The sequence below is a fragment of the Campylobacter sp. CNRCH_2016_3089 genome (assembly GCF_025772505.1).
Classification (GTDB): Bacteria; Campylobacterota; Campylobacteria; order Campylobacterales; family Campylobacteraceae; genus Campylobacter_D; species Campylobacter_D lari_D.
Map to the genome: position 1 here is coordinate 1 of NZ_JAKMSF010000009.1, position 18274 is coordinate 18274.

General features: G+C 29.0%; 22 protein-coding genes and 1 pseudogene. 4 read left to right on the plus strand and 19 right to left on the minus strand.

Annotation, left to right across the window (positions count from 1 at the left end; all coding sequences use genetic code 11):
• The 11 genes and pseudogenes from L8W69_RS09395 to L8W69_RS06945 form a co-directional block, all read right to left on the minus strand.
• Positions 1-459: pseudogene (locus L8W69_RS09395) on the minus strand (hypothetical protein); the annotation flags it as partial.
• Positions 408-749, minus strand: coding sequence for a hypothetical protein (locus L8W69_RS06900; RefSeq protein ID WP_263666763.1), 342 nt, complete (start codon positions 747-749; stop codon positions 408-410). The gene L8W69_RS06900 and the pseudogene L8W69_RS09395, both read right to left, overlap by 52 nt.
• Before the next feature lie 288 nt (positions 750-1037).
• Positions 1038-1742 carry a carboxy-S-adenosyl-L-methionine synthase CmoA gene (gene cmoA / locus L8W69_RS06905; protein ID WP_263664856.1) on the minus strand — a complete coding sequence of 235 codons (705 nt, stop codon included), beginning with the start codon at positions 1740-1742 and terminating at the stop codon, positions 1038-1040.
• Positions 1732-2583 carry a bifunctional riboflavin kinase/FAD synthetase gene (locus L8W69_RS06910; protein WP_263666764.1) on the minus strand — a complete coding sequence of 284 codons (852 nt, stop codon included), beginning with the start codon at positions 2581-2583 and terminating at the stop codon, positions 1732-1734. The genes cmoA and L8W69_RS06910 overlap by 11 nt, the downstream gene beginning before the upstream one ends.
• Positions 2549-3271 carry a TlyA family RNA methyltransferase gene (locus L8W69_RS06915; protein ID WP_133319339.1) on the minus strand — a complete coding sequence of 241 codons (723 nt, stop codon included), beginning with the start codon at positions 3269-3271 and terminating at the stop codon, positions 2549-2551. Before L8W69_RS06915 ends, L8W69_RS06910 begins: the two co-directional genes overlap by 35 nt.
• A complete protein-coding gene (gene ligA, locus L8W69_RS06920; RefSeq protein ID WP_263666765.1) occupies positions 3261-5216 on the minus strand; it encodes an NAD-dependent DNA ligase LigA in 1956 nt (651 codons plus the stop codon). Before ligA ends, L8W69_RS06915 begins: the two co-directional genes overlap by 11 nt.
• A 2-nt stretch (positions 5217-5218) precedes the next feature.
• Positions 5219-6361, minus strand: a complete 1143-nt coding sequence (gene folP, locus L8W69_RS06925; RefSeq protein WP_263664858.1) for a dihydropteroate synthase — start codon at positions 6359-6361, stop codon at positions 5219-5221.
• Complete coding sequence (locus L8W69_RS06930) at positions 6348-6959, minus strand: DNA polymerase III subunit delta' (protein ID WP_318529610.1); 612 nt, start codon at positions 6957-6959, stop codon at positions 6348-6350. Before L8W69_RS06930 ends, folP begins: the two co-directional genes overlap by 14 nt.
• 41 nt (positions 6960-7000) lie before the next feature.
• Complete coding sequence (locus tag L8W69_RS06935) at positions 7001-7537, minus strand: HobA family DNA replication regulator (protein ID WP_263666767.1); 537 nt, start codon at positions 7535-7537, stop codon at positions 7001-7003.
• Positions 7538-8740: an aspartate kinase gene (locus L8W69_RS06940; protein WP_263666768.1), complete on the minus strand. Its 1203-nt coding sequence runs from the start codon at positions 8738-8740 to the stop codon at positions 7538-7540.
• The gene (locus tag L8W69_RS06945) at positions 8740-9210 is read right to left on the minus strand and encodes an RNA pyrophosphohydrolase (protein WP_133319199.1); all 471 of its coding nucleotides are present in this window, start codon (positions 9208-9210) and stop codon (positions 8740-8742) included. Before L8W69_RS06945 ends, L8W69_RS06940 begins: the two co-directional genes overlap by 1 nt.
• Positions 9211-9290: 80 nt before the next feature.
• Between L8W69_RS06945 and hemW the strand changes: the two genes are divergently transcribed.
• Entirely contained in the window at positions 9291-10340 is a 1050-nt protein-coding gene (hemW, locus tag L8W69_RS06950) for a radical SAM family heme chaperone HemW (RefSeq protein ID WP_263666769.1), read from the plus strand.
• Here the strand turns inward: hemW and L8W69_RS06955 are convergent.
• Together L8W69_RS06955 and L8W69_RS06960 are read right to left on the minus strand one after the other, a co-directional pair.
• On the minus strand, positions 10337-10654 hold the full coding sequence (locus L8W69_RS06955) for an ArsR/SmtB family transcription factor (protein WP_263666770.1): 318 nt from the start codon (positions 10652-10654) through the stop codon (positions 10337-10339). The two genes, hemW and L8W69_RS06955, sit on opposite strands and share 4 nt — an antisense overlap.
• A gap of 8 nt (positions 10655-10662) precedes the next feature.
• A complete protein-coding gene (locus L8W69_RS06960; RefSeq protein ID WP_263666771.1) occupies positions 10663-11643 on the minus strand; it encodes a permease in 981 nt (326 codons plus the stop codon).
• Positions 11644-11797: 154 nt separating this feature from the next.
• On the opposite strand from L8W69_RS06960, the gene tatB reads away from it, so the two are divergent.
• From tatB to queA, 3 genes are read left to right on the plus strand one after another with little or no spacing between them, the layout of a single operon-like run.
• Positions 11798-12190 (plus strand): Sec-independent protein translocase protein TatB, encoded by a 393-nt coding sequence (gene tatB / locus L8W69_RS06965; protein ID WP_133319203.1) that lies wholly within the window; start codon positions 11798-11800, stop codon positions 12188-12190.
• Between the two features lie 2 nt (positions 12191-12192).
• A complete protein-coding gene (gene tatC, locus L8W69_RS06970; protein ID WP_133319204.1) occupies positions 12193-12933 on the plus strand; it encodes a twin-arginine translocase subunit TatC in 741 nt (246 codons plus the stop codon).
• The gene (gene queA, locus L8W69_RS06975; protein ID WP_263666772.1) at positions 12920-13948 is read left to right on the plus strand and encodes a tRNA preQ1(34) S-adenosylmethionine ribosyltransferase-isomerase QueA; all 1029 of its coding nucleotides are present in this window, start codon (positions 12920-12922) and stop codon (positions 13946-13948) included. Before tatC ends, queA begins: the two co-directional genes overlap by 14 nt.
• On the opposite strand, the gene mrdA is transcribed toward queA, so the two are convergent.
• Genes mrdA through L8W69_RS07005 form a run of 6 tightly spaced genes read right to left on the minus strand, consistent with a single transcriptional unit; the run spans position 13941 to position 18271 of the window.
• The gene (gene mrdA / locus L8W69_RS06980) at positions 13941-15767 is read right to left on the minus strand and encodes a penicillin-binding protein 2 (RefSeq protein ID WP_263666773.1); all 1827 of its coding nucleotides are present in this window, start codon (positions 15765-15767) and stop codon (positions 13941-13943) included. The genes queA and mrdA overlap by 8 nt on opposite strands.
• 1 nt (position 15768) lies before the next feature.
• The gene (locus L8W69_RS06985; protein WP_133319207.1) at positions 15769-16260 is read right to left on the minus strand and encodes a hypothetical protein; all 492 of its coding nucleotides are present in this window, start codon (positions 16258-16260) and stop codon (positions 15769-15771) included.
• Entirely contained in the window at positions 16250-16849 is a 600-nt protein-coding gene (gene yihA / locus L8W69_RS06990) for a ribosome biogenesis GTP-binding protein YihA/YsxC (RefSeq protein ID WP_133319208.1), read from the minus strand. Before yihA ends, L8W69_RS06985 begins: the two co-directional genes overlap by 11 nt.
• Positions 16846-17304, minus strand: coding sequence for a lipopolysaccharide transport periplasmic protein LptA (lptA, locus tag L8W69_RS06995; protein ID WP_133319209.1), 459 nt, complete (start codon positions 17302-17304; stop codon positions 16846-16848). Before lptA ends, yihA begins: the two co-directional genes overlap by 4 nt.
• A complete protein-coding gene (locus L8W69_RS07000; protein ID WP_220566660.1) occupies positions 17286-17792 on the minus strand; it encodes a hypothetical protein in 507 nt (168 codons plus the stop codon). Before L8W69_RS07000 ends, lptA begins: the two co-directional genes overlap by 19 nt.
• Positions 17783-18271 (minus strand): HAD hydrolase family protein, encoded by a 489-nt coding sequence (locus L8W69_RS07005; RefSeq protein WP_133319211.1) that lies wholly within the window; start codon positions 18269-18271, stop codon positions 17783-17785. The genes L8W69_RS07000 and L8W69_RS07005 overlap by 10 nt, the downstream gene beginning before the upstream one ends.
• Positions 18272-18274 lie beyond the last annotated feature (3 nt).

Genomic DNA, 18274 nt, shown 5'->3' on the forward strand with positions numbered 1-18274 from the left:
TACTCCCTTATTTAATATCACAGTATTATTATTAGTATTAGCATCAACTCCAAAAGCACCTAAGATATAAGGAGCACCATTTAAAGGTAGGGTATAGGTGTTTTCAACACCCATATCCACATAGGCATCTTTTAAGAAATTTAAAGTATTATTGCTTGCTTCACCTTTTCTTGCTATGGCTGGAGTGATTAAAAAATTATATTTATTATCTAATCCACTAGCTTTAGGATTAATTACTTCTTTATCGGTAGGTTTTAAATAATATACTGAAGATAATTCCCCTGCTTTTAATACTAAGGTATTATTATTTGCTTTTGCATTAAAGGTATAGGCTGAAACTAAAAAAGGTATATAGCTGATTTGATTTAGGGTAGTATTAGCTGAGTTAGAACTATGAAAACCATTAACTACAAAAATATCTTCTTTGATACTTGGAGTGAGTATGTCTTGTTTAAATATAAATCATTCATTTTTTCATGAGCTTTGTTTTTAGGATTATCATAGATTAAAGTAATATTTGAAAGGTTTTTATTGCTAGCCATTTGACCATAGAAGTTTTTACCACTTAAGAGTTTATATGTGTCAAGATTATAATCATAAACATCATTATTATTATAATGGTGTTTTTTAATTACATAAGTATTAGAAGCTTTATCATAATTTGCCTGGGTGGCAGCTTCTAAAGAGTTTAGTGAAAGTATAGTGAGTAGGGAAAGTTTTAATAAAGTGCTACCCCCCCCATAAGGCAATTTTTAGATAAATTTATATTCATTGAAAAAGTCCTTTCAAAAATAGTTAATGTATTTGATTGATTCATTATTTGTTTGTGTGTTTTACAATACCCATTGCTAATATTTTAACAATAAGTATAGAATATTAATATTTTATTTATAAATTTTTACTTAAGTATAATTTAAGATAAGAAGTATCTTAAATTTAAAATTACTATAAAATAGACTTTATGGTTAAAAAATAATATTTTTGCTTCCATGGCTTCATAATTATTTTTCTAAAACACATTGTTATAAAAAATATTTTTATTTAAAAGCTATGAAAGTTTCAAAATTTACCCACTTAAATACGCTTTCTACTTTAGAAAATCCTGCCTTTTTAAGCATAGTTATGTTTTCATTTTGAGTATAAGGTATGAGGACATTTTCTAAGGCTTCTCGCTTGCTTGAAATTTCTAGCTTACTATAACCTTGCTCTAGTTTATATTGCTCATAAATTTGTATCATTTTTTTAGCTATTTTGACATCTTCATAAAGAATTTTTTCACTAAGCACAAATATACCATTTTCATTTAAGTTTTGATAGATTTTATCAACTAATTCTTGTCTTTTAGGTGGGCGAATAAACTGCAAAGTATAAGTAGCTATAAAAACATCATTTTTAAAAAACTCAAAATCATCTAAATTTTTTTGATGAAATTCCACCCTAGCTCCAAAGGCTTGACATTTGTTTTTGGCGATCTCTAACATAGCATTAGCCTCATCAACCCCGCTTAAAAGAAAATCTTTTCTTTTTTCATAAAGTGCAAGCAATAAACTAGCCGTAGAACAACCAAGATCACAAATTCTCGCATTTTGTGGTGTAAAATGATCAATAAGTTCGACTATGAGTTTTAAATTTTGCGTATAAAAAGGCACAGATCTTGACACCATATCATCAAAAACACTTGCTACGCTTTTATCAAATTCAAATTGTTTTTCTAAGGGTTTTTTAAAAATTTCATCTTTCATTTAATCTTCCTAAAATTTCTTTTGCTTTGTCAATATCTTTACTAATTTGTGCTTTTAATAAGGCTAAGTCGTTAAATTTCTCATTAGCTCTTATATAGTCAATAAAACTTAACTCAACTAAAATTGCTTTTGTGTTTGTGAAATTTTCATCTAAAATATGCGTTTCTAAAGCAAAATTTTTATCAGTAGATCTTATGCCTATAAAACTTACACTATGATAGCTTTTATTTTCAATCTTTACTAAAGTCGCATATACGCCATCTTTGGGTAAAAAGAAGTCTTTTGTATGTAAATTTAAAGTTGCAAAAAGCTCTTTAGCGCCTATGCCTTGACCTTTGATGATATTTGCTTGTATATTATAAAATCTACCTAGAAAATTTTTAGCTTCTTTGACTTTTGCTTCTTTAAGTAAGGTTTTAATCATACTTGCATGAACACTTTTATTTTGAATTTTAAACTCATCTACGATGATGGTGTTTATACCACAAAGACTTTGTATGTCTTTGGCACTGCATTTTCTTTCTTTGCCAAATTTAAAATCATAACCTACAATGATCTTTTCTAGTTTGGGAAATTCTTGCTTTAAAAGCTTTAAAAAATCCTCGCCTTTATAGTCCTTGATTTTATCAAAATCACAAAAAATCAAAGGAAAATCAACCAAATTTACTCTAAAATCCTTAGGTGTTAGGGCTTCTTTTTCCTCTTTAGTGATGATAAATAAGGCACCATTTTCATCTAAATGCTTAAAAAGCTCAAAATGCCCCAAATGCATACCATCAAAACGCCCTATGGCTAAATTTGTGATCTTAGTTTTTTCTATAGGCGTAGAAAAACTCAACATTACCTTCTTTTCCTTTTAAGTGTGACTCTTGACTTGCTTGCAAGATCCAACCAAGCTTTGCACAAGCTTTTTCAAAGCTTTCTTTAGCATTTTTGATGGCTTTGGTATCTTTTACCACTCCGTTTTTATCGCGCTTAGCATTTTTACCTACTTCAAATTGAGGTTTAAAAAGCAAGATGATAAGATCTTTAGCAAGTTTATCTATATGAAAAATCAAATGTGTTAAAGATATAAAACTCACATCACAAGTGATAACATCATATAAAATTTCACTTTTAAACTCACGCAAATCAGTGTTTTCACAAATTTGGATATTTTCTAAATTTCTTAAGCTCTCATGAAGTTGGTTAGAACCTACATCTAAAGCTGTAATGTGTTTAGCATTATTTTGGTGTAAAATTTGCACAAAACCTCCGGTCGATGAACCTATATCTAAACAAATTTTATCTTTGATAGTAAATGTATACTCTTGTAAAAAATGCTTGAGCTTAAAAGCAGCTCTGCTTACAAAAAGCTCTTCTAAAAGCGTGAGTTTTAAACTCTCATCTTCTAAAGGATTTAAAGATGTGATTTTAAAAGAGGTTTTTTTAAACTCACTATTGAGTAAAATTTGCTTGTTTTCTATAAGCTCACAAGCTTTGTTGCGAGAAATGTTTAACTTTGCACTTACAAAGACATCATACCTCATCATCACCGCCTAAAAGAGCGTTAAACTCAGCTTCATTGATGCACTTAACTCCTAAACTTTGAGCCTTTTCAAGCTTTGAGCCTGCTTCACTTCCATATAATACAAAGTCAGTTTTCTTAGACACACTTGAACTTACCTTTGCTCCAAAGTTTTCGATTAGTTCTTTAAAATGATCGCGTGATTTGCTTAAAGTGCCTGTGATAACAAAGGTTTTATTAGAAATATTATCATTTATAATAAGCTCTTTTTTCTCATCCTCTAAATGCAAAATTTCATAAAAATGCTTAATGCGATTTGCATTGACATGGGTAAATTCTTCTAAGCTTTTAGCCATTTGTTCGCCAAAGCCTTCTAAATTTGCATAAGCTTCATAGCTTTGCATAAACCATTCAAAGCCAAAAGATTGAGCTAGTTTTTTAGCTGCTACTTCTCCGATATGCTCTATACCCAAAGCAGTGATAAACCTTGATAAGGGGCATTTTTTTGCATTTTCAATAGCACTTAGAAGATTGTTGATTTTTTTTTCTTTAAAGCCTTCTAAGCCTTCAAAATCACTATATTTTAAGAAAAATATACTTTCTATGTTAGTGATTTTTCCTTCTTTAAACAAAAGCTCGACGATATTTTCTCCAAGGCCGTCTATATTTAAACACTTTTTAGATACAAAATGTATAATGGAATTTACAAGTCTTGCTTTGCAGTCTAGGTTTTGACATTTTAAAAAAGCACCCTCATCTAAAAGCTCACTTAAACACTCAGGACAAAGAGTTGGCTTGGCAATTTTACTTTCTAAACCATCACGCCTTTGGGTAAAAACTTTAGTGATTTTAGGTATGACATCGCCACTTCTTATCACACTTACGCTATCGCCTATCATCACTCCAAGTCTAGCTATCTCATCAAAATTATGCAAGGTTGCAGACTTTACTACAACCCCATCTAAATTTACAGGTTCTAGCACTGCCACAGGGGTGATCACTCCACTTCTTCCAACTTGTAAATTAACCCCAAGTAATGTTGTAGTTTTTTCCAAAGCAGGAAATTTAAACGCAGCCATAAATTTTGGAAATTTCACTGTATAACCCAAAAGCTTACAATGAGCTAAATCATCTACCCTTACAACCATACCATCCATCATCATGGGCTTTTGATCTCTTTTTTCTAAAAGCTCGTGATATTTTTCTAAAACCTCATCTAAAGTCTTAACACAAAAAACAAAATCATCTTTTAAAAAACCAAGACTTCTTACAAACTCCATTACTTCAGAGTGCTTGCTAAATTCTAAAGAATTCTCCCCCACTCCCCAAGGATAAAATTTTAAATTTCTTTCTTTTGTAATGCTTGTATCAAGCTGTCTTAGTGAACCACTTGCTGCGTTGCGTGGGTTTGCAAATAAGCTCAAGCCATCTTTAGCTCTTTTTTCATTGATTTTTTCAAAATCTTCTTTTAAAATCACCACTTCGCCACGAATTTCTATCTTGTCTTTATAAGGAATTTTTTGAGGTATGTTTGATATTTCTTTTACATTTAAAGTAATATCCTCGCCTACTTCTCCATCACCCCTTGTAGCACCGCTGATTAAAATACCATTTTCATAAGTAAGATTTAAACTCGCTCCATCAAATTTAGGTTCTATGAAAAAATCAAACTCACATTTAGCTCTTTTTGCCCAAGCTCTAAGCTCAGCTTCATCAAAAACATCTTCCATAGACCACATTTTTGCACTATGTGCAAGTTTATGAAACTCACTTTGTATAGTTGGGGCGATATTTTGCGTAGGAGAATCTTTAGAAATCTTTTCTTGATGAAGCGTTTCAAATGCTTTTAACTCTCTTATAAGTTTATCGTATTCTTCATCGCTTGCTAAAGGCTCATCATCTTCATAATAAGCCCTCATCCATTCTTTTGCCAATTTTACCTTTTCTAAATACTCTTGATAAGTCATCACTACTCCAAAGAAAGTTCATCCATAGCTTTTGCAAGTTCAAACATTTGCTTATGTTCATACACATCATGCACTCTTATAATGCTTGCACCATTTTTAAAAGCCTCTAAATGCAAATAAAGTGTGCCCGCTAGTCTTTGCTCAACACTTGAGCTAAAATAAGCATTTATCATACTTTTCCTACTAGCTCCGATTAAAAGTTCTTTTTCAAAGCGTAAAAAATGCTCTAAATGTTTGATTAACATCATATTATGCCAAGGACTTTTACCAAAACCAATGCCAACATCTAAAATCACATCTTCTAAACCAAGCTCACTTAGCCTTTCTAGCTTTTGCGTAAAAAAATCATCAAGCTCGGCTAATACATCTTCATAATGCGGGTTATCTTGCATATTTTGTGGGGTATTTTGTATATGCATGAGTGTATAAGTGGCTTTGTATTTTAAAGCTAGTTTGGCTAAATTTTCATTTTTAAAACCGGTGATATCATTAATAAGCTTAAAGCCTTTATTTAAAGCATATTCTAAACAATACTCATCAAAACTATCTAAACTAAAAATACATTTTTCATAAAGTTTTTCTTTATAGATTAAATCTAGGGTATTTTTTAAGCGTTTAAACTCTTCTTCTTTCCCACAATACATACTTCCAGGCCTTGAAGAAACCCCGCCTATATCTATATAATCAGCCCCTTGAGAGATCATAAGTTCGATTTTTTCTAAAACTTCATTTTCTTTAACCCTACTTTGAGCGTTAAAACTATCTTCATTAATATTAATCACACCCATGATTTTTGCATATTTTGGTTTAGCGAAATTAGACTTTAAAAATAGTGCTAAATTTTTAAGCTTAAAATCTTGTAGTTTTTCTTTTTCTATAAGCTTTTTAGCTTGATCTTGTGTTACCATAAGCAAGGCATTAGTATGTTCTTTACCTAGTATAACTTCTTTATGTGTTACAAGTTCAGCTCCAACCCTTAGTGCGTCTTGTTTAAGTATATTTGCAGCAGGTGCTCTTAGTTCTTTGATAAGAAAAAAATGAATTTGAGTTTTTTCACTCATAATTTTCTTACCTGCTTTATGTGGCTTTATATATTTAGAAATTTGCTCAAAGTCTGTGTTAGGATTGATTTTAATGATTTTCATTTTTTCTCTCGTGTAAAATTAAAGCTATGGTGCTTAGTAAAATAGTTGGCTTTGCATTTAATTTAGCTAACTCATAAGCTTTATAAAAAAAATCAATTTCTTCATCGTTTAATTTTATATCTTGTTTAAAACACTCATAGCTTAAAACACTAATTAAATCTAAACATTCATGCTTGTCTATATTTTCATATTGTTTTAATAATGAAGCAATTTGAGCTAGATCCATTTTTTTAAGATCTAAATTTAAAGACATCTTTTCTTTTTGAATTTTATGCTTTTCTATGATAAATCTTGAAAGTATAGTAGGTAAAAAAACATTTTTTGAAGGAGCTACGATAATAAAATATACATTTTTTGGTGGCTCTTCAAAAAGTTTTAATAAAAAATTTTGTGCTTCTTCACGAAAAGACTTAGCTAGTATAACAATAATTTTAGCTTGTGCTTCAGCCATATAACTTTCTTTCATAATAGCCCTTGCCGTTGCTTGAGCGTTTTTGTCATAAGTTAAGTCATTTAATCTTAATTCTAAATCAGGGTTTTTAGGTATGAAAAATCTAAGATTTTTTTGCCCATATTCTTCTGTGAGTTTTTCTTGCATAAACTCAAAATCATTATGGATAATGATTTTATTTCTTAGATTCAAATTTCTACCTTAGAAAAAAGCACAGCCTCTAAGCTTTGCTCAAATACTTTGTATAAAGAAATAAGTTTATAGTCTAATTCCTTATCGCGTGAGGAAAGATAAAAGCTATTTTGCAATTGCTCATCAAAAAGCCAAAGCATACTTTCTGCTTTAGAATTGGCGATTTTAAATTTAAATCCTGTATTAGTTCCTATATAAAAAAAAGCATAACCATTAGGAAAAGAAATACTTAAAAGATCATTTAGCAAATCTATATCTTCTTGGGTATTGCAAGCCTTATTATAAATTCCTTTTAAAGACACAAAAGGCACTAAAGGTCTTGTGGTGTTAGCATTGATTTGGCTTAAAAAATACTCTTCAAACCAAACTCTTTGCTCATCAGTAATCACAATAAAAGTATAACCTTGTAAAAGCAAAGCTAATTTAGAAGCTATCAAAGGCGACCATTCAAGACGCCTTTCTTCTAACCAACTTGTATAAGTGCCATTTTCTCGGATTTGCTCTAGGGTAAATTTTAAAAAACTATTACTCATTTATACATCTAGTTTATAAACTTCATGCAATACTCTTACAGCTAATTCACCATATTTTTCATGCACGATGACTGAAATTTTAATTTCGCTTGTAGAAATCATTTGTATGTTAATATTTTCATTTGCCAATGCTTTAAAAGCTGCTGAAGCTACTCCAGAATGTGATTTCATACCCACACCCACAACTGAAACTTTTACCACTGCACTATCTGTTTCTATATTAGCATTAGCACCTAAAACTTTTTTCATAGCATTAGTTGCTAAATCAAGCTCGTTTTCAGGCACAGTAAAGCCCAAATTTGTAGCTCCATCTACACCTACATTTTGGATAATCATATCTACATTGATATTTTCATTTGCCAAAGTTCCAAAAATTTCAGCAGCAATTCCTGGCTTATCATCAATATTTCTTAAAGTAACCCTTGCTTGGTTTTTATCTAGTGCTATACCACTAACCAAAGCTTGTTCCATATTTTCCTCCTTAGTAATGATCGTCCCTTCATTTTCATTAAAGCTACTTCTAGTAACTAATTTTACATTTAATTTTTTAGCAAGCTCTACAGAGCGATTTTGTAAAACTTTAGCTCCCAAACTTGCAAGCTCTAGCATTTCTTCATAAGAAATTTTATCTAGCTTTTTAGCCTTTGGCTCAATTCTAGGATCGGTAGTATATACCCCATCTACATCAGTATAAATTTCACACAAATCAGCATTTAAGGCTCCTGCTAATGCAACTGCACTTAAGTCACTTCCACCACGACCCAAAGTAGTAACATTACCCATTTTGTCGATACCTTGAAAGCCAGCAACTACTACAATATACCCCTCATCTAAAGCTGTATTGATATTTATAGTATCAATGTGTTCAATTCTTGCTTTAGTATAAACATCATCTGTAATAATCCCTGCATTGCGTCCGGAAAATGCAGTAGCTTTTAAACCCATTTCATTTAATGCAATAGCAAGTAAAGATGAAGTTACACGCTCACCACTACTTAAAAGCATATCCATCTCACGACCTGAAGGATTTTTACTAAAATGATGTGCAAAATCAATAAGCTCATTAGTAACTCCACTCATTGCAGAAACTACTACAACTAACTTATCGCAAGTTTTTTTACTTTTTGCCACTCTTTTAGCAACTTCATCGATACGCTCAAGCGTTCCTACACTCGTTCCCCCATATTTTTGTACGACCAGCATTAAATATACCCCCTTTCTTTAAAATATTTTAAAACTCTAATATATATAGGCTTTTTAAAATGATTAATCATATCATACACATCTTCTAATGAAGCAAATTTATAAGCATCAAATTCAGGATTTTTAGTATTTAGATTAACAATAGCTTTGTTTTTTAATCTAACTAAAAAATATTTTTGATTTTGACCATCATAAGGATACATTTTTTGTGCAACCTTAGGTGGAAAATCATAACTAATCCATTCAGGATGTTCGGCTAAAATTTCAATCTCATCTGTACCTATTTCTTCTTTTAATTCTCTAAATAACGCACTTTTAGCATCCTCTCCCTCATCTATTCCACCTTGAGGAAACTGCCATATATTTTCCATATCATTGCGTTTAGCGAGTAAAATTTTACATTCAAAAGGATAAGCTGATGATAGCACTATTGCGGCTACATTTGGCCTATATTTTTTTTCTTTTTCCATGATTTTCTTATCCTTGACTTTTTAATAATATAATTCTAACAAAAAAATACGAATTTATAATCACATTTTAAAGAAGTTTTATGCATTTATATATACATATACCATTTTGCGAAAGTAAATGTTTTTATTGTTCTTTTACTTCACTTAAAAAAAAATATTTTGAAAAAGATTATCTAAACGCATTAATGCAAGATATAAAATATCAATTAGATTTTTTTATGCTTGATAAAAATTCCATAAAAACTATTTTTATAGGTGGTGGTACTCCTAGTTTAATGAGTGTTAATTTTTATGAAAAAATTTTTATTTTTTTGCAAAGTTATTTACAAAAAAATAATGAAATAAGCATAGAAGCAAATCCTAACTCAAGCAATTTTTCTTGGCTTAAAGAGATAAAAAATTTAGGTTTTAACCGCATTTCTTTTGGGGTGCAAAGTTTTCATGAAAAAAAATTACAATTCCTTGGGCGTATTCATGATCAAAAAAACATTTTTACAAGTATAGAAAACGCAAAAAAAGCAGGATTTAATAATATAAATTTAGACTTAATTTATGATACAAAACTCGATGATAGTAAAATGCTTGATTATGAAATTTCTAAACTCGCTTTAATTGATATTAGCCATGTGAGTGCTTATAATTTAACTATAGAAGAAAAGACAAGATTTGCTAAAAAATTTCATTATAAAAAAAACGCTCCACGCCTTGCAAAACATTTTATCAAAGCAATTGAAAATCTTGGTTATAAACAATATGAAATCAGTAATTTTGGACAAATTTGCAAACATAATCTTGCTTATTGGCAAGGAAAAGACTATATAGGATGTGGTTTAAGTGCGGTAGGATTTTTAAAAAATCAAAGATTTTATACTAAAAAAAGTTTAAAAGATTATATAGCAAATCCTTGTTTTAGGGAGGTTGAAAATTTAAATTCAAAAGATTTGTGTTTAGAGCATATTTTTCTAGGACTTAGAAGCATTATAGGAGTGGATGAAACAAAGCTAGAACCTTTAGAAAAAGAAAAGGCAATGTTTCTTAGCAAAAAAGGGAAATTAGTATATAAAAATGGAATTTTTTATAATACTAATTATCTTTTAAGCGATGAACTAGCTTTGTATATTAGCACTTAAGCTTTGCATTCACAAGAAAACCTTTTAAGCTCAGGAAGCTTTATAGAAAGTTCATTGATATTTTTTAATATATCGCTGCAAAAATTATTTAAATTTTCTTTTACTCCATAATACGCCCAAACACCCTGTCTATCTACTTCTAAAAAATTAGCTTCTTTTAAAATTTTTAAATGTCTTGAAAGCCTTGATTGACTCATATTTAAAGAGCTTTGCAAATCACACACACAAAGTTTTCCATATTTTTGTAAAAAAGCTAAGATTAAAATCCTGCTTTCATCATTAATTGCACTTGTTATTTTTAAAAATTCTTGCATAAAATTCCTTATATAAAAAACATTAAAAGTCCAAAACTAATTGCAATAAAAACAATCATACCTGCAAATAAAAACAAAAAGCTTGTTTTAAAAATTCTTTTAAGCAAAATAAGCTCAGGTAAAGAACACCCTGCTCCTGCTATTAAAAAACTCATCATTATACCAAGCGGAAATCCACTGGTAGTTAAAGCTAGTGCTACAGGAATCATAGCAGTGCAATTCATATAAAGCAAAACCCCTATAAATGCTGCTATAAATACACCCAATACCCCATAATCTTTCATATAATTTTGAAAAAAATCTTGCGGAAAAAAGCCGTGTATAAAAGCCCCAATACCCATACCAATAATAATATATGGCAGAATTTTTTTGTATTCATTAAAGCTTTGCATAAATAATATTTTGATTTTATTTTCTTTTGTTTTAGTCTTAAATTTTAAAATTTTACTGCTAATTTTAGAATTTTTAACAAAAATAGAACTAGGTTTTTCACAGCATAAACTTTTAGAAGTATCATTAGAACAACACTTTGAAGTTTGCTCTAAATCATTTTTTAAAAAATCTTCATTAAAAAATCTTTGAGTGTTTATTTTTGAAACACAAAAAGCAATAAATAAAATCACGCTAAATAAAAATCCCACATAAAATAAAGAGATTTTTAAGCCAAAACTTACTACAAACATCACTACTATAATAGGATTAATTAAAGGCGAAGTTATCAAATAAGCTATACATACTCCAAGTGGTACTTTAGCTTTTAAAAATGCATTTAAAAGCGGTATGCTTGAACATGAACAAAAGGGAGTTAAACTACCCAAAAGAATAGCCTTTATATAACTTACAAAAGAATCTTTCTTTAAATGTTCATTGAAAAATTTAGCATAACGCTCATTAAGATAAGCAATGAGCATACTAACTAATATAAATAAAATAGAAATTTCAACAAATAAAATCAAAAAATCTTTAAAAATAAAAAATAACTTTTCCATAATTTTTCACTCCATTTCATTTTAAAATAAGCATAACAAAAATATATTAATATATCAATATATCTTTATATATTAATATTATAAAAGTAATAGTATTTTTAAGTATTTTTATGTAAAATGCAAACTATATATTTAAGCGAAAGAAGATAAAATAATGAGTTTTGGAGAAATTTTAGTTATTTTAGTTATAGCTATTTTAGTTCTTGGGCCTGAAAAACTACCTTCAACTATAGTTGAAATTGCAAAAATTTTAAAAGCCATTAAAAGTAATATTGATGAAGCAAAAGCAAGTATCAATAAAGAATTAAAAATAGCAGAGTTAAAAGATGAAGCACAAAAATACAAAGATGAATTTTCACAAACTAACGAAAATATCAGAAAAAAACTGAGTTTTGAAGAATTTGATCAACTCAAAGAAGATATTTTAAATAATACCAAAGAGTTAAAAAGTGAAATTAATGATTTAGAAAAAGATATACAAGAACTTTCGCGTGTAGAAGAAAAAACTCAAAAAGATGAAAAAAATACTCAAAAAATGGAAAGCTAAGAATGTTTGAAGAATTAAAACCACATTTAGTAGAACTTAGAAAAAGATTATTTATAAGCGTAGCTTGTGTTGTTGTAATGTTTTTTGTATGCTTTAGTTTTAATAGTTATATCATAGATATACTAAAAGCACCCGTTGAAGCAGCCTTACCTGAAATTTCAAAACAAATGACTTTCGTTGAATTACAAGAGCCTTTATTTACTGCAATGAAAGTTTCATTTTTTACAGCTTTTTTGATTTCTTTACCGGTTATTTTTTGGCAGTTTTGGAAATTCGTAGCACCAGGACTTTATGATAATGAAAAAAGATTAGTAGTGCCTTTTGTAAGCTTTGCTAGCATTATGTTTGCGCTTGGAGCTTTGTTTTGTTATTATATAGTCATACCTTTGGCTTTTAAATTTTTAATTGATTTTGGGGTGCAAACTCAAGATTTTAAACCTTTAATCAGCATAGGCTTGTATGTGGGATTTTTTACTAAACTTGTAGTTGCCTTTGGCTTAGCGTTTGAAATGCCTGTGATAACCTTTTTCTTTGCCAAACTTGGACTTATTGATGATGCATTTTTAAAAAAACACTTTAGAGTTTCAGTTTTAGTAATTTTTGTTTTTTCAGCTATGATGACACCACCTGATATAATCTCACAATTTTTAATGGCCGTTCCTTTGTGCGGGCTTTATGGAATTTCTATTTATATAGCCAAAAAAGTTAATCCTAGTCAAAAAGAAAATGATGAAAACGATTGATAAAGATCTTTTGCTTTCTAGTTATGATTATGATTTACCTAATGAACTTATAGCAAATTTTCCTATCTTACCCAAGGAGAATGCTAAACTTTTAGTTTATGAAAGATGTAAAGATCAAATTTTACATTTACATTTTAAGAACTTAGCTAAAATTTTACCACCTTGTGAAATTATCTTTAATGACACTAAAGTAATAAAAGCAAGAATTTATGGATTTAAAGAAAGTGGTAGCAAAATAGAACTTTTCATTAATCACCCTTTAAAAAATAATGATTTTTTAGTTCAAATTCGTGGTAAGGTTAAAGAAGGACAAATTTTATATTTTGAAAATTCTTTAAAAGCTAAAATCAAAAAATTACACGATGATGGCACAAGAGAAGTAGAATTTTTTAATGATGAAAAAAAATTCAATCATCATGAAGTTTTTGAAATTTTAGAAAAAATAGGCCATATACCTTTACCACCATATATTAAAAGAGCAGATGAAGCACAAGATAACATTAACTATCAAAGCATTTTTGCCAAAAATCAAGGTGCGGTTGCTGCACCCACTGCAAGCTTGCACTTTAACGAAGCAATGATAAAAGAACTTAAAAAAAATCATAATATCCATACTATCACACTTCATGTTGGTGCGGGAACTTTTAAAGGTGTAGAATGCGAAGATATACGCGAGCATAAAATGCATTCAGAATTTTTCTATGTTGATGATGAAACTTGTGCTTTGATTAATTCTTCTAAAAAAATACTTGGTGTAGGCACCACAGTTACTCGTTGTATAGAGTATTATCATAGAAAAAAATTAAAAGAAGGTTTTTGTGATTTGTTTTTACACCCACAAAATACCCCACAAAGACTTGATTTTTTACTCACTAATTTTCACTTACCAAAATCAACTCTTATTATGCTTGTGGCCTCTTTTATAGGTAGAGAAAAAACTTTAGAACTTTACCATGAAGCTATAAAAAACAAATATCGTTTTTATTCTTATGGCGATGGAATGCTAATCATTTAGCTTTTTTCTTAATATATTTTTTATCAATATAACCCAAATCTATAAGTTTTTGATAAATTTTAGCAAGTACAGGTCCGCCTGCGCTACTACCACTTTTTCCATGTTCGATTAAAACTACTACTACATATTGAGGTTTTTCATAAGGCGCATAAGAAGTAATCCAAGCATGAGATCTTAAAAAATACTCTAAATCCTCTTCTTTAATACGCTTTTTTTCACTTTGGGAAATTCCAACTACTTGAGCTGTTCCTGTCTTGGCTGCTATAGTAATAGGAGAATTTCTTAAAAATCTTGCTGTAGTTCCACCATCAACATTGGCCACCTCATACATCGCACGCCTTAAAAGTGGAAGTTTTGATAATTCAAAAGTCGTAAAAACACTTTCATTATTGTCAAAATTTACCTTAGTAACATTATCATCAATACTATGTAAAAAATGCGGTGTGATATTTTTAGCCGTAGCAATCATAGCTGTAAATTTAGCCACTTGCATAGGAGTAGCAAGAAAATCACCTTGACCTATGCTTGTATTTAAAGTTTCACCTTGATACCAAGGTTGATTGTATTTTTCTTTTTTCCAAATTCTATTAGGAACCGTTCCTATAAATTCATTAGGTAAATCTACTCCTGTTTTTGTACCAAAACCTATTCTTTCAAAAACAGAACTAATAATGTCAATACCAACCTCCAAAGCTCCTTTATAAAAATATACATCACAGCTTTCTCTAATAGCATCTGTCATATCTACATAACCATGACCTATAGCCTTCCAGCATCTAAATTTTCTACCACCAAGTTCAAAGTTAGAATCACACAAATATTTATGATTTTCATTCACTTTTCCACTATCTAAAAATGCTAAAGCTGTTCCCATTTTTATAACTGAACCTGGAGGATAAAGACCATTAATGAGTTTATTAGTAAAAGGATGGTTTAAATCATTAGAAAGTTTATCCCATTCTTCTTGACTAATACCGGTAACAAAAGGATTGAGATTATATTCAGGAAAACTACCCGCTGCTAAAATAGCTCCACTTTTTACATCCATTACTATAGCAGCGCCTGCTAAATTTTCAAAAATACTAGTCAAGTATTCTTGCAAATCAAGATCAATGCTTAAAGTGATATTACTTGAAGTAGGTTTTTTATAAGAAAGTTCTTCTATTTCTTTATTTAACGCATTTACTTTGCTAACCTTTTCACCCTTTTGACCTTGCAAAATTTCATTATAAGAACGCTCTATACCGCTACGCCCTACATAGCTAGTTAATCTTGCAATTTCATTTTCATTCATATCATTTAAATTTGCTTTTCCAACATAACCTATAACATGGCTAGCTAAAGCATCATAAGGATAAAATCTTTGAGTAGTAGATTTAACTTGCATATTTTCACGCAAATTAAGCTTAGTAAAATGCTTAATCATAGCATCATATTCTATAAATGGAACCACTTCTATATAATCTTGATTATAATAAGAATCTGCTTTTATATAATTTCGTTTTAATTTAGTTATGTTTAAATCAGGAAAAGCATCTACTATAACTTGCAATTCCTGCTCTAAAAGATTTCTGTTTTTCTTTTTTATATACAAATATGGCTTTATAGAGATTGAAAAACCTAATTTATTTACTGCTAAGGGCCTACCTTTAACATCTAAAATTTGCCCTCTTACAGGTGCTAAAAATTGCGTTTTAATGGCATTTTGTTTAGCTATTTCTTCATAATAAACATTAGATTTAATGCTTATATAATACACTCTAGCAAGTAAAAGTATAAAAAAACAAGCTATAAACCCCATCACCAAACGCATACGCATATTAGATTTTCCCTTTAAAAATAACAAAAGAAATCAAAGCTTCAACGACAAAAAACCATAGATATTCAATACCAAATTTTAAAATTTGACTATTATCTAAATACGCCAAAAATACATCAAAAAGATAGATAAAAATATAAGCACAAAAGGTAAATATAACGAGCAAATAATGGCCTAGTTTTAATTTACTTTTAAACCAATCAACAAAAAGATGATAAAAAACAAAAAAAGCTATCCAAGAACTAAAAAGATAAAATCCATGGATAATATCAATTAATAAAAGATAAAACAAAGAAAAATACCATCTAAAATCAAGCTTATTAAGAGTTCTTTCTTTTTCTTTTAAAAGCACTATCATATAACAAAAAAACACGCCAAACAAAGGAGGCATCCAATAATAAACAGAGCTTAGCACTTGATAAAAAATCAAAGATAAATAAAAAAATAAATAAGAAAAATCAAATCTATTTTTTACTAAATTTCTACTCCTCATTAAAACCTAAGCTCTCTAAAATAATTTTTTGTTCTAATTTATCAATACCACTTTTTTTCAAATTTGAAACTAAAATGGCATTTTTATTTACATTTAAAATTTTTGCTTTTTGACTTTGATTGAGCTTATCTGCTTTTGTATAAACTATTATTTTTTTTTGATCAGCTCTAATAAAAGAATCTAAATACAAATCCAAATTTGCATCAATATCTAAATTTTCATGTCTTGAATCTATTAGATGAATAAAAAGTTTGATAGAACTACGCTCTTTTAAAAACTCATCTAAATTTTTATTCCAAATAGCCTTAGTTTTTTTGCTCACTTTAGCATAGCCAAAACCAGGTAAATCAATAAACATCAATTTAAATTTATCTTCATCTTTTTTACAATCAACTTCAAAAAAATTAATGAGTTGGGTTTTGCCCGGAGTTGAAGAACTTTTTGCTAAATTTTTATTCTTACAAAGAGTATTAATCAAAGAACTTTTTCCTACATTAGAGCGGCCTAAAAATGCAATTTCAGTATATATAGGCTGTGGAGCTTCATTTATTTTAGAAGCAGAAGTTAAAAATTTAGCATTTAATATCATTCTTTTACTTCAAATACAAATTTAGCAGGTTTTTTATCTTTACTAACTACTCTATAAGTCATATTTTTTCTATCTACTATGATTTTATCACCTATAAGCTCTTTTTTTGACTGCACTTCTATAATTTTTGCATTACCATTAATTTCATATGTATCTTTAGCTACATTATAAACAAACTCATCACCACTTCCATGATAAATCTTATCTTTCATCATAATTTTAAATTTAGCATCTTTAGTAGCTATATACTTAATGGGTTGTTTATTTTTCATATAAATGACTAATTTTTGCGAATTTAAAATATCTTTACCTTTTTTTACTTCCACATCACCAGTTAATATGCTCGTTTCATTTTTCTCATCCAAATAAAAATCTTTAGCATAAACTTCTATTTTTTGAGCACTAAATGCAAATAAATTTAACAAACACAAAAAAATTATTGCTCTAAAAACCATGCTTTTATTCCTTGAATTTTTAATTCTTTTTGATTTACATCATATAAAAAATTATCCCCAAAAACCTCATTTAACCCTATATATGCCTTAAATTTTTCATTGGAAAATAAAATTTTATTTTTCATATCATAAATTGCTTTTTGAGTAAAAATAGAAGTTTGATTTTGATCAAAATAACTTACATTACCTTCTAAAATGGATTTTTCATCATTTCTTACTAATAAATCCGAACTTAAATTATAATCAAGTGCTTGCACTTTAAAATCATCAAAAATATCTTTATCTTGGTATTTTACCCAACGACTTGCTTGATAGCTAGCTTTTGTAACAGATGTATTAAGCTCATAATCAAGCACATCAAAAGCTTGCATATTTGCCACATCTACCTTTTGCGGTTTTATTGCAAACAAATAAGGATCTTGAGTACTTAAAATCACCATAACAAAGGCAAATAAACTCATTAATATAGCAAAAATTTTTATCGCCAAAGTTTATCCCATTGAGCTTGCATATTATTATGTTCAATTAAAATTTCTATCATCTCACTTACCGCCCCATTGCCACCTTTTCTATTTAAAACTTTATCAGTTTTTAAAGCCTTATGTGCATCTTTTGGTTTAAAACTATAAGCAACTGCTTCAAGTAAACTCATATCATTATAATAATCCCCAATAGCAGCACATTGAGAAAAGTCTAAATTTAATTTTTCTAAAATTTCTTTAGCGCAAGTTAATTTATCACTAATACCTTGATATACTAGATCAATTTTTAAATCTCTAGCTCTAAAATACACACATTCGCTAGTCCTGCCTGTAATAATAGCAACTTTTTTGCCAAGCTTTTGCCAAGCCTCAATTGCTGCACCATCTTTTACATTAAACTCTTTAATTTCACCATAATTTTGTGTGTAGATGATTTTACCATCTGTTAGACAACCATCTACATCTAAAAAAATAAGCTCTATCATAAT

Excerpts from the sequence above, each read along its gene's own strand:
- folP (WP_263664858.1), bottom strand. The coding sequence starts at position 6,361 with ATGAAAATCATTAAAATCAATCCTAACACAGACTTTGAGCAAATTTCT.
- L8W69_RS06955 (WP_263666770.1), bottom strand. The coding sequence starts at position 10,654 with ATGCAAGAATTTTTAAAAATAACAAGTGCAATTAATGATGAAAGCAGG.
- yihA (WP_133319208.1), bottom strand. The coding sequence starts at position 16,849 with ATGATATTAAATGCTAAATTTTTAACTTCTGCTTCTAAAATAAATGAA.
- cmoA (WP_263664856.1), bottom strand. The coding sequence starts at position 1,742 with ATGAAAGATGAAATTTTTAAAAAACCCTTAGAAAAACAATTTGAATTT.
- L8W69_RS06935 (WP_263666767.1), bottom strand. The coding sequence starts at position 7,537 with ATGAGTAATAGTTTTTTAAAATTTACCCTAGAGCAAATCCGAGAAAAT.
- L8W69_RS06915 (WP_133319339.1), bottom strand. The coding sequence starts at position 3,271 with ATGAGGTATGATGTCTTTGTAAGTGCAAAGTTAAACATTTCTCGCAAC.
- L8W69_RS06930 (WP_318529610.1), bottom strand. The coding sequence starts at position 6,959 with ATGCAAGAAAAACTCACAGAAGAATATGGGCAAAAAAATCTTAGATTT.
- hemW (WP_263666769.1), top strand. The coding sequence starts at position 9,291 with ATGCATTTATATATACATATACCATTTTGCGAAAGTAAATGTTTTTAT.
- mrdA (WP_263666773.1), bottom strand. The coding sequence starts at position 15,767 with ATGCGTATGCGTTTGGTGATGGGGTTTATAGCTTGTTTTTTTATACTT.
- L8W69_RS06945 (WP_133319199.1), bottom strand. The coding sequence starts at position 9,210 with ATGGAAAAAGAAAAAAAATATAGGCCAAATGTAGCCGCAATAGTGCTA.
- L8W69_RS06940 (WP_263666768.1), bottom strand. The coding sequence starts at position 8,740 with ATGCTGGTCGTACAAAAATATGGGGGAACGAGTGTAGGAACGCTTGAG.
- ligA (WP_263666765.1), bottom strand. The coding sequence starts at position 5,216 with ATGACTTATCAAGAGTATTTAGAAAAGGTAAAATTGGCAAAAGAATGG.
- L8W69_RS06910 (WP_263666764.1), bottom strand. The coding sequence starts at position 2,583 with ATGTTGAGTTTTTCTACGCCTATAGAAAAAACTAAGATCACAAATTTA.
- L8W69_RS06960 (WP_263666771.1), bottom strand. The coding sequence starts at position 11,643 with ATGGAAAAGTTATTTTTTATTTTTAAAGATTTTTTGATTTTATTTGTT.
- queA (WP_263666772.1), top strand. The coding sequence starts at position 12,920 with ATGAAAACGATTGATAAAGATCTTTTGCTTTCTAGTTATGATTATGAT.
- tatC (WP_133319204.1), top strand. The coding sequence starts at position 12,193 with ATGTTTGAAGAATTAAAACCACATTTAGTAGAACTTAGAAAAAGATTA.
- L8W69_RS06985 (WP_133319207.1), bottom strand. The coding sequence starts at position 16,260 with ATGAGGAGTAGAAATTTAGTAAAAAATAGATTTGATTTTTCTTATTTA.
- tatB (WP_133319203.1), top strand. The coding sequence starts at position 11,798 with ATGAGTTTTGGAGAAATTTTAGTTATTTTAGTTATAGCTATTTTAGTT.
- lptA (WP_133319209.1), bottom strand. The coding sequence starts at position 17,304 with ATGGTTTTTAGAGCAATAATTTTTTTGTGTTTGTTAAATTTATTTGCA.
- L8W69_RS07005 (WP_133319211.1), bottom strand. The coding sequence starts at position 18,271 with ATGATAGAGCTTATTTTTTTAGATGTAGATGGTTGTCTAACAGATGGT.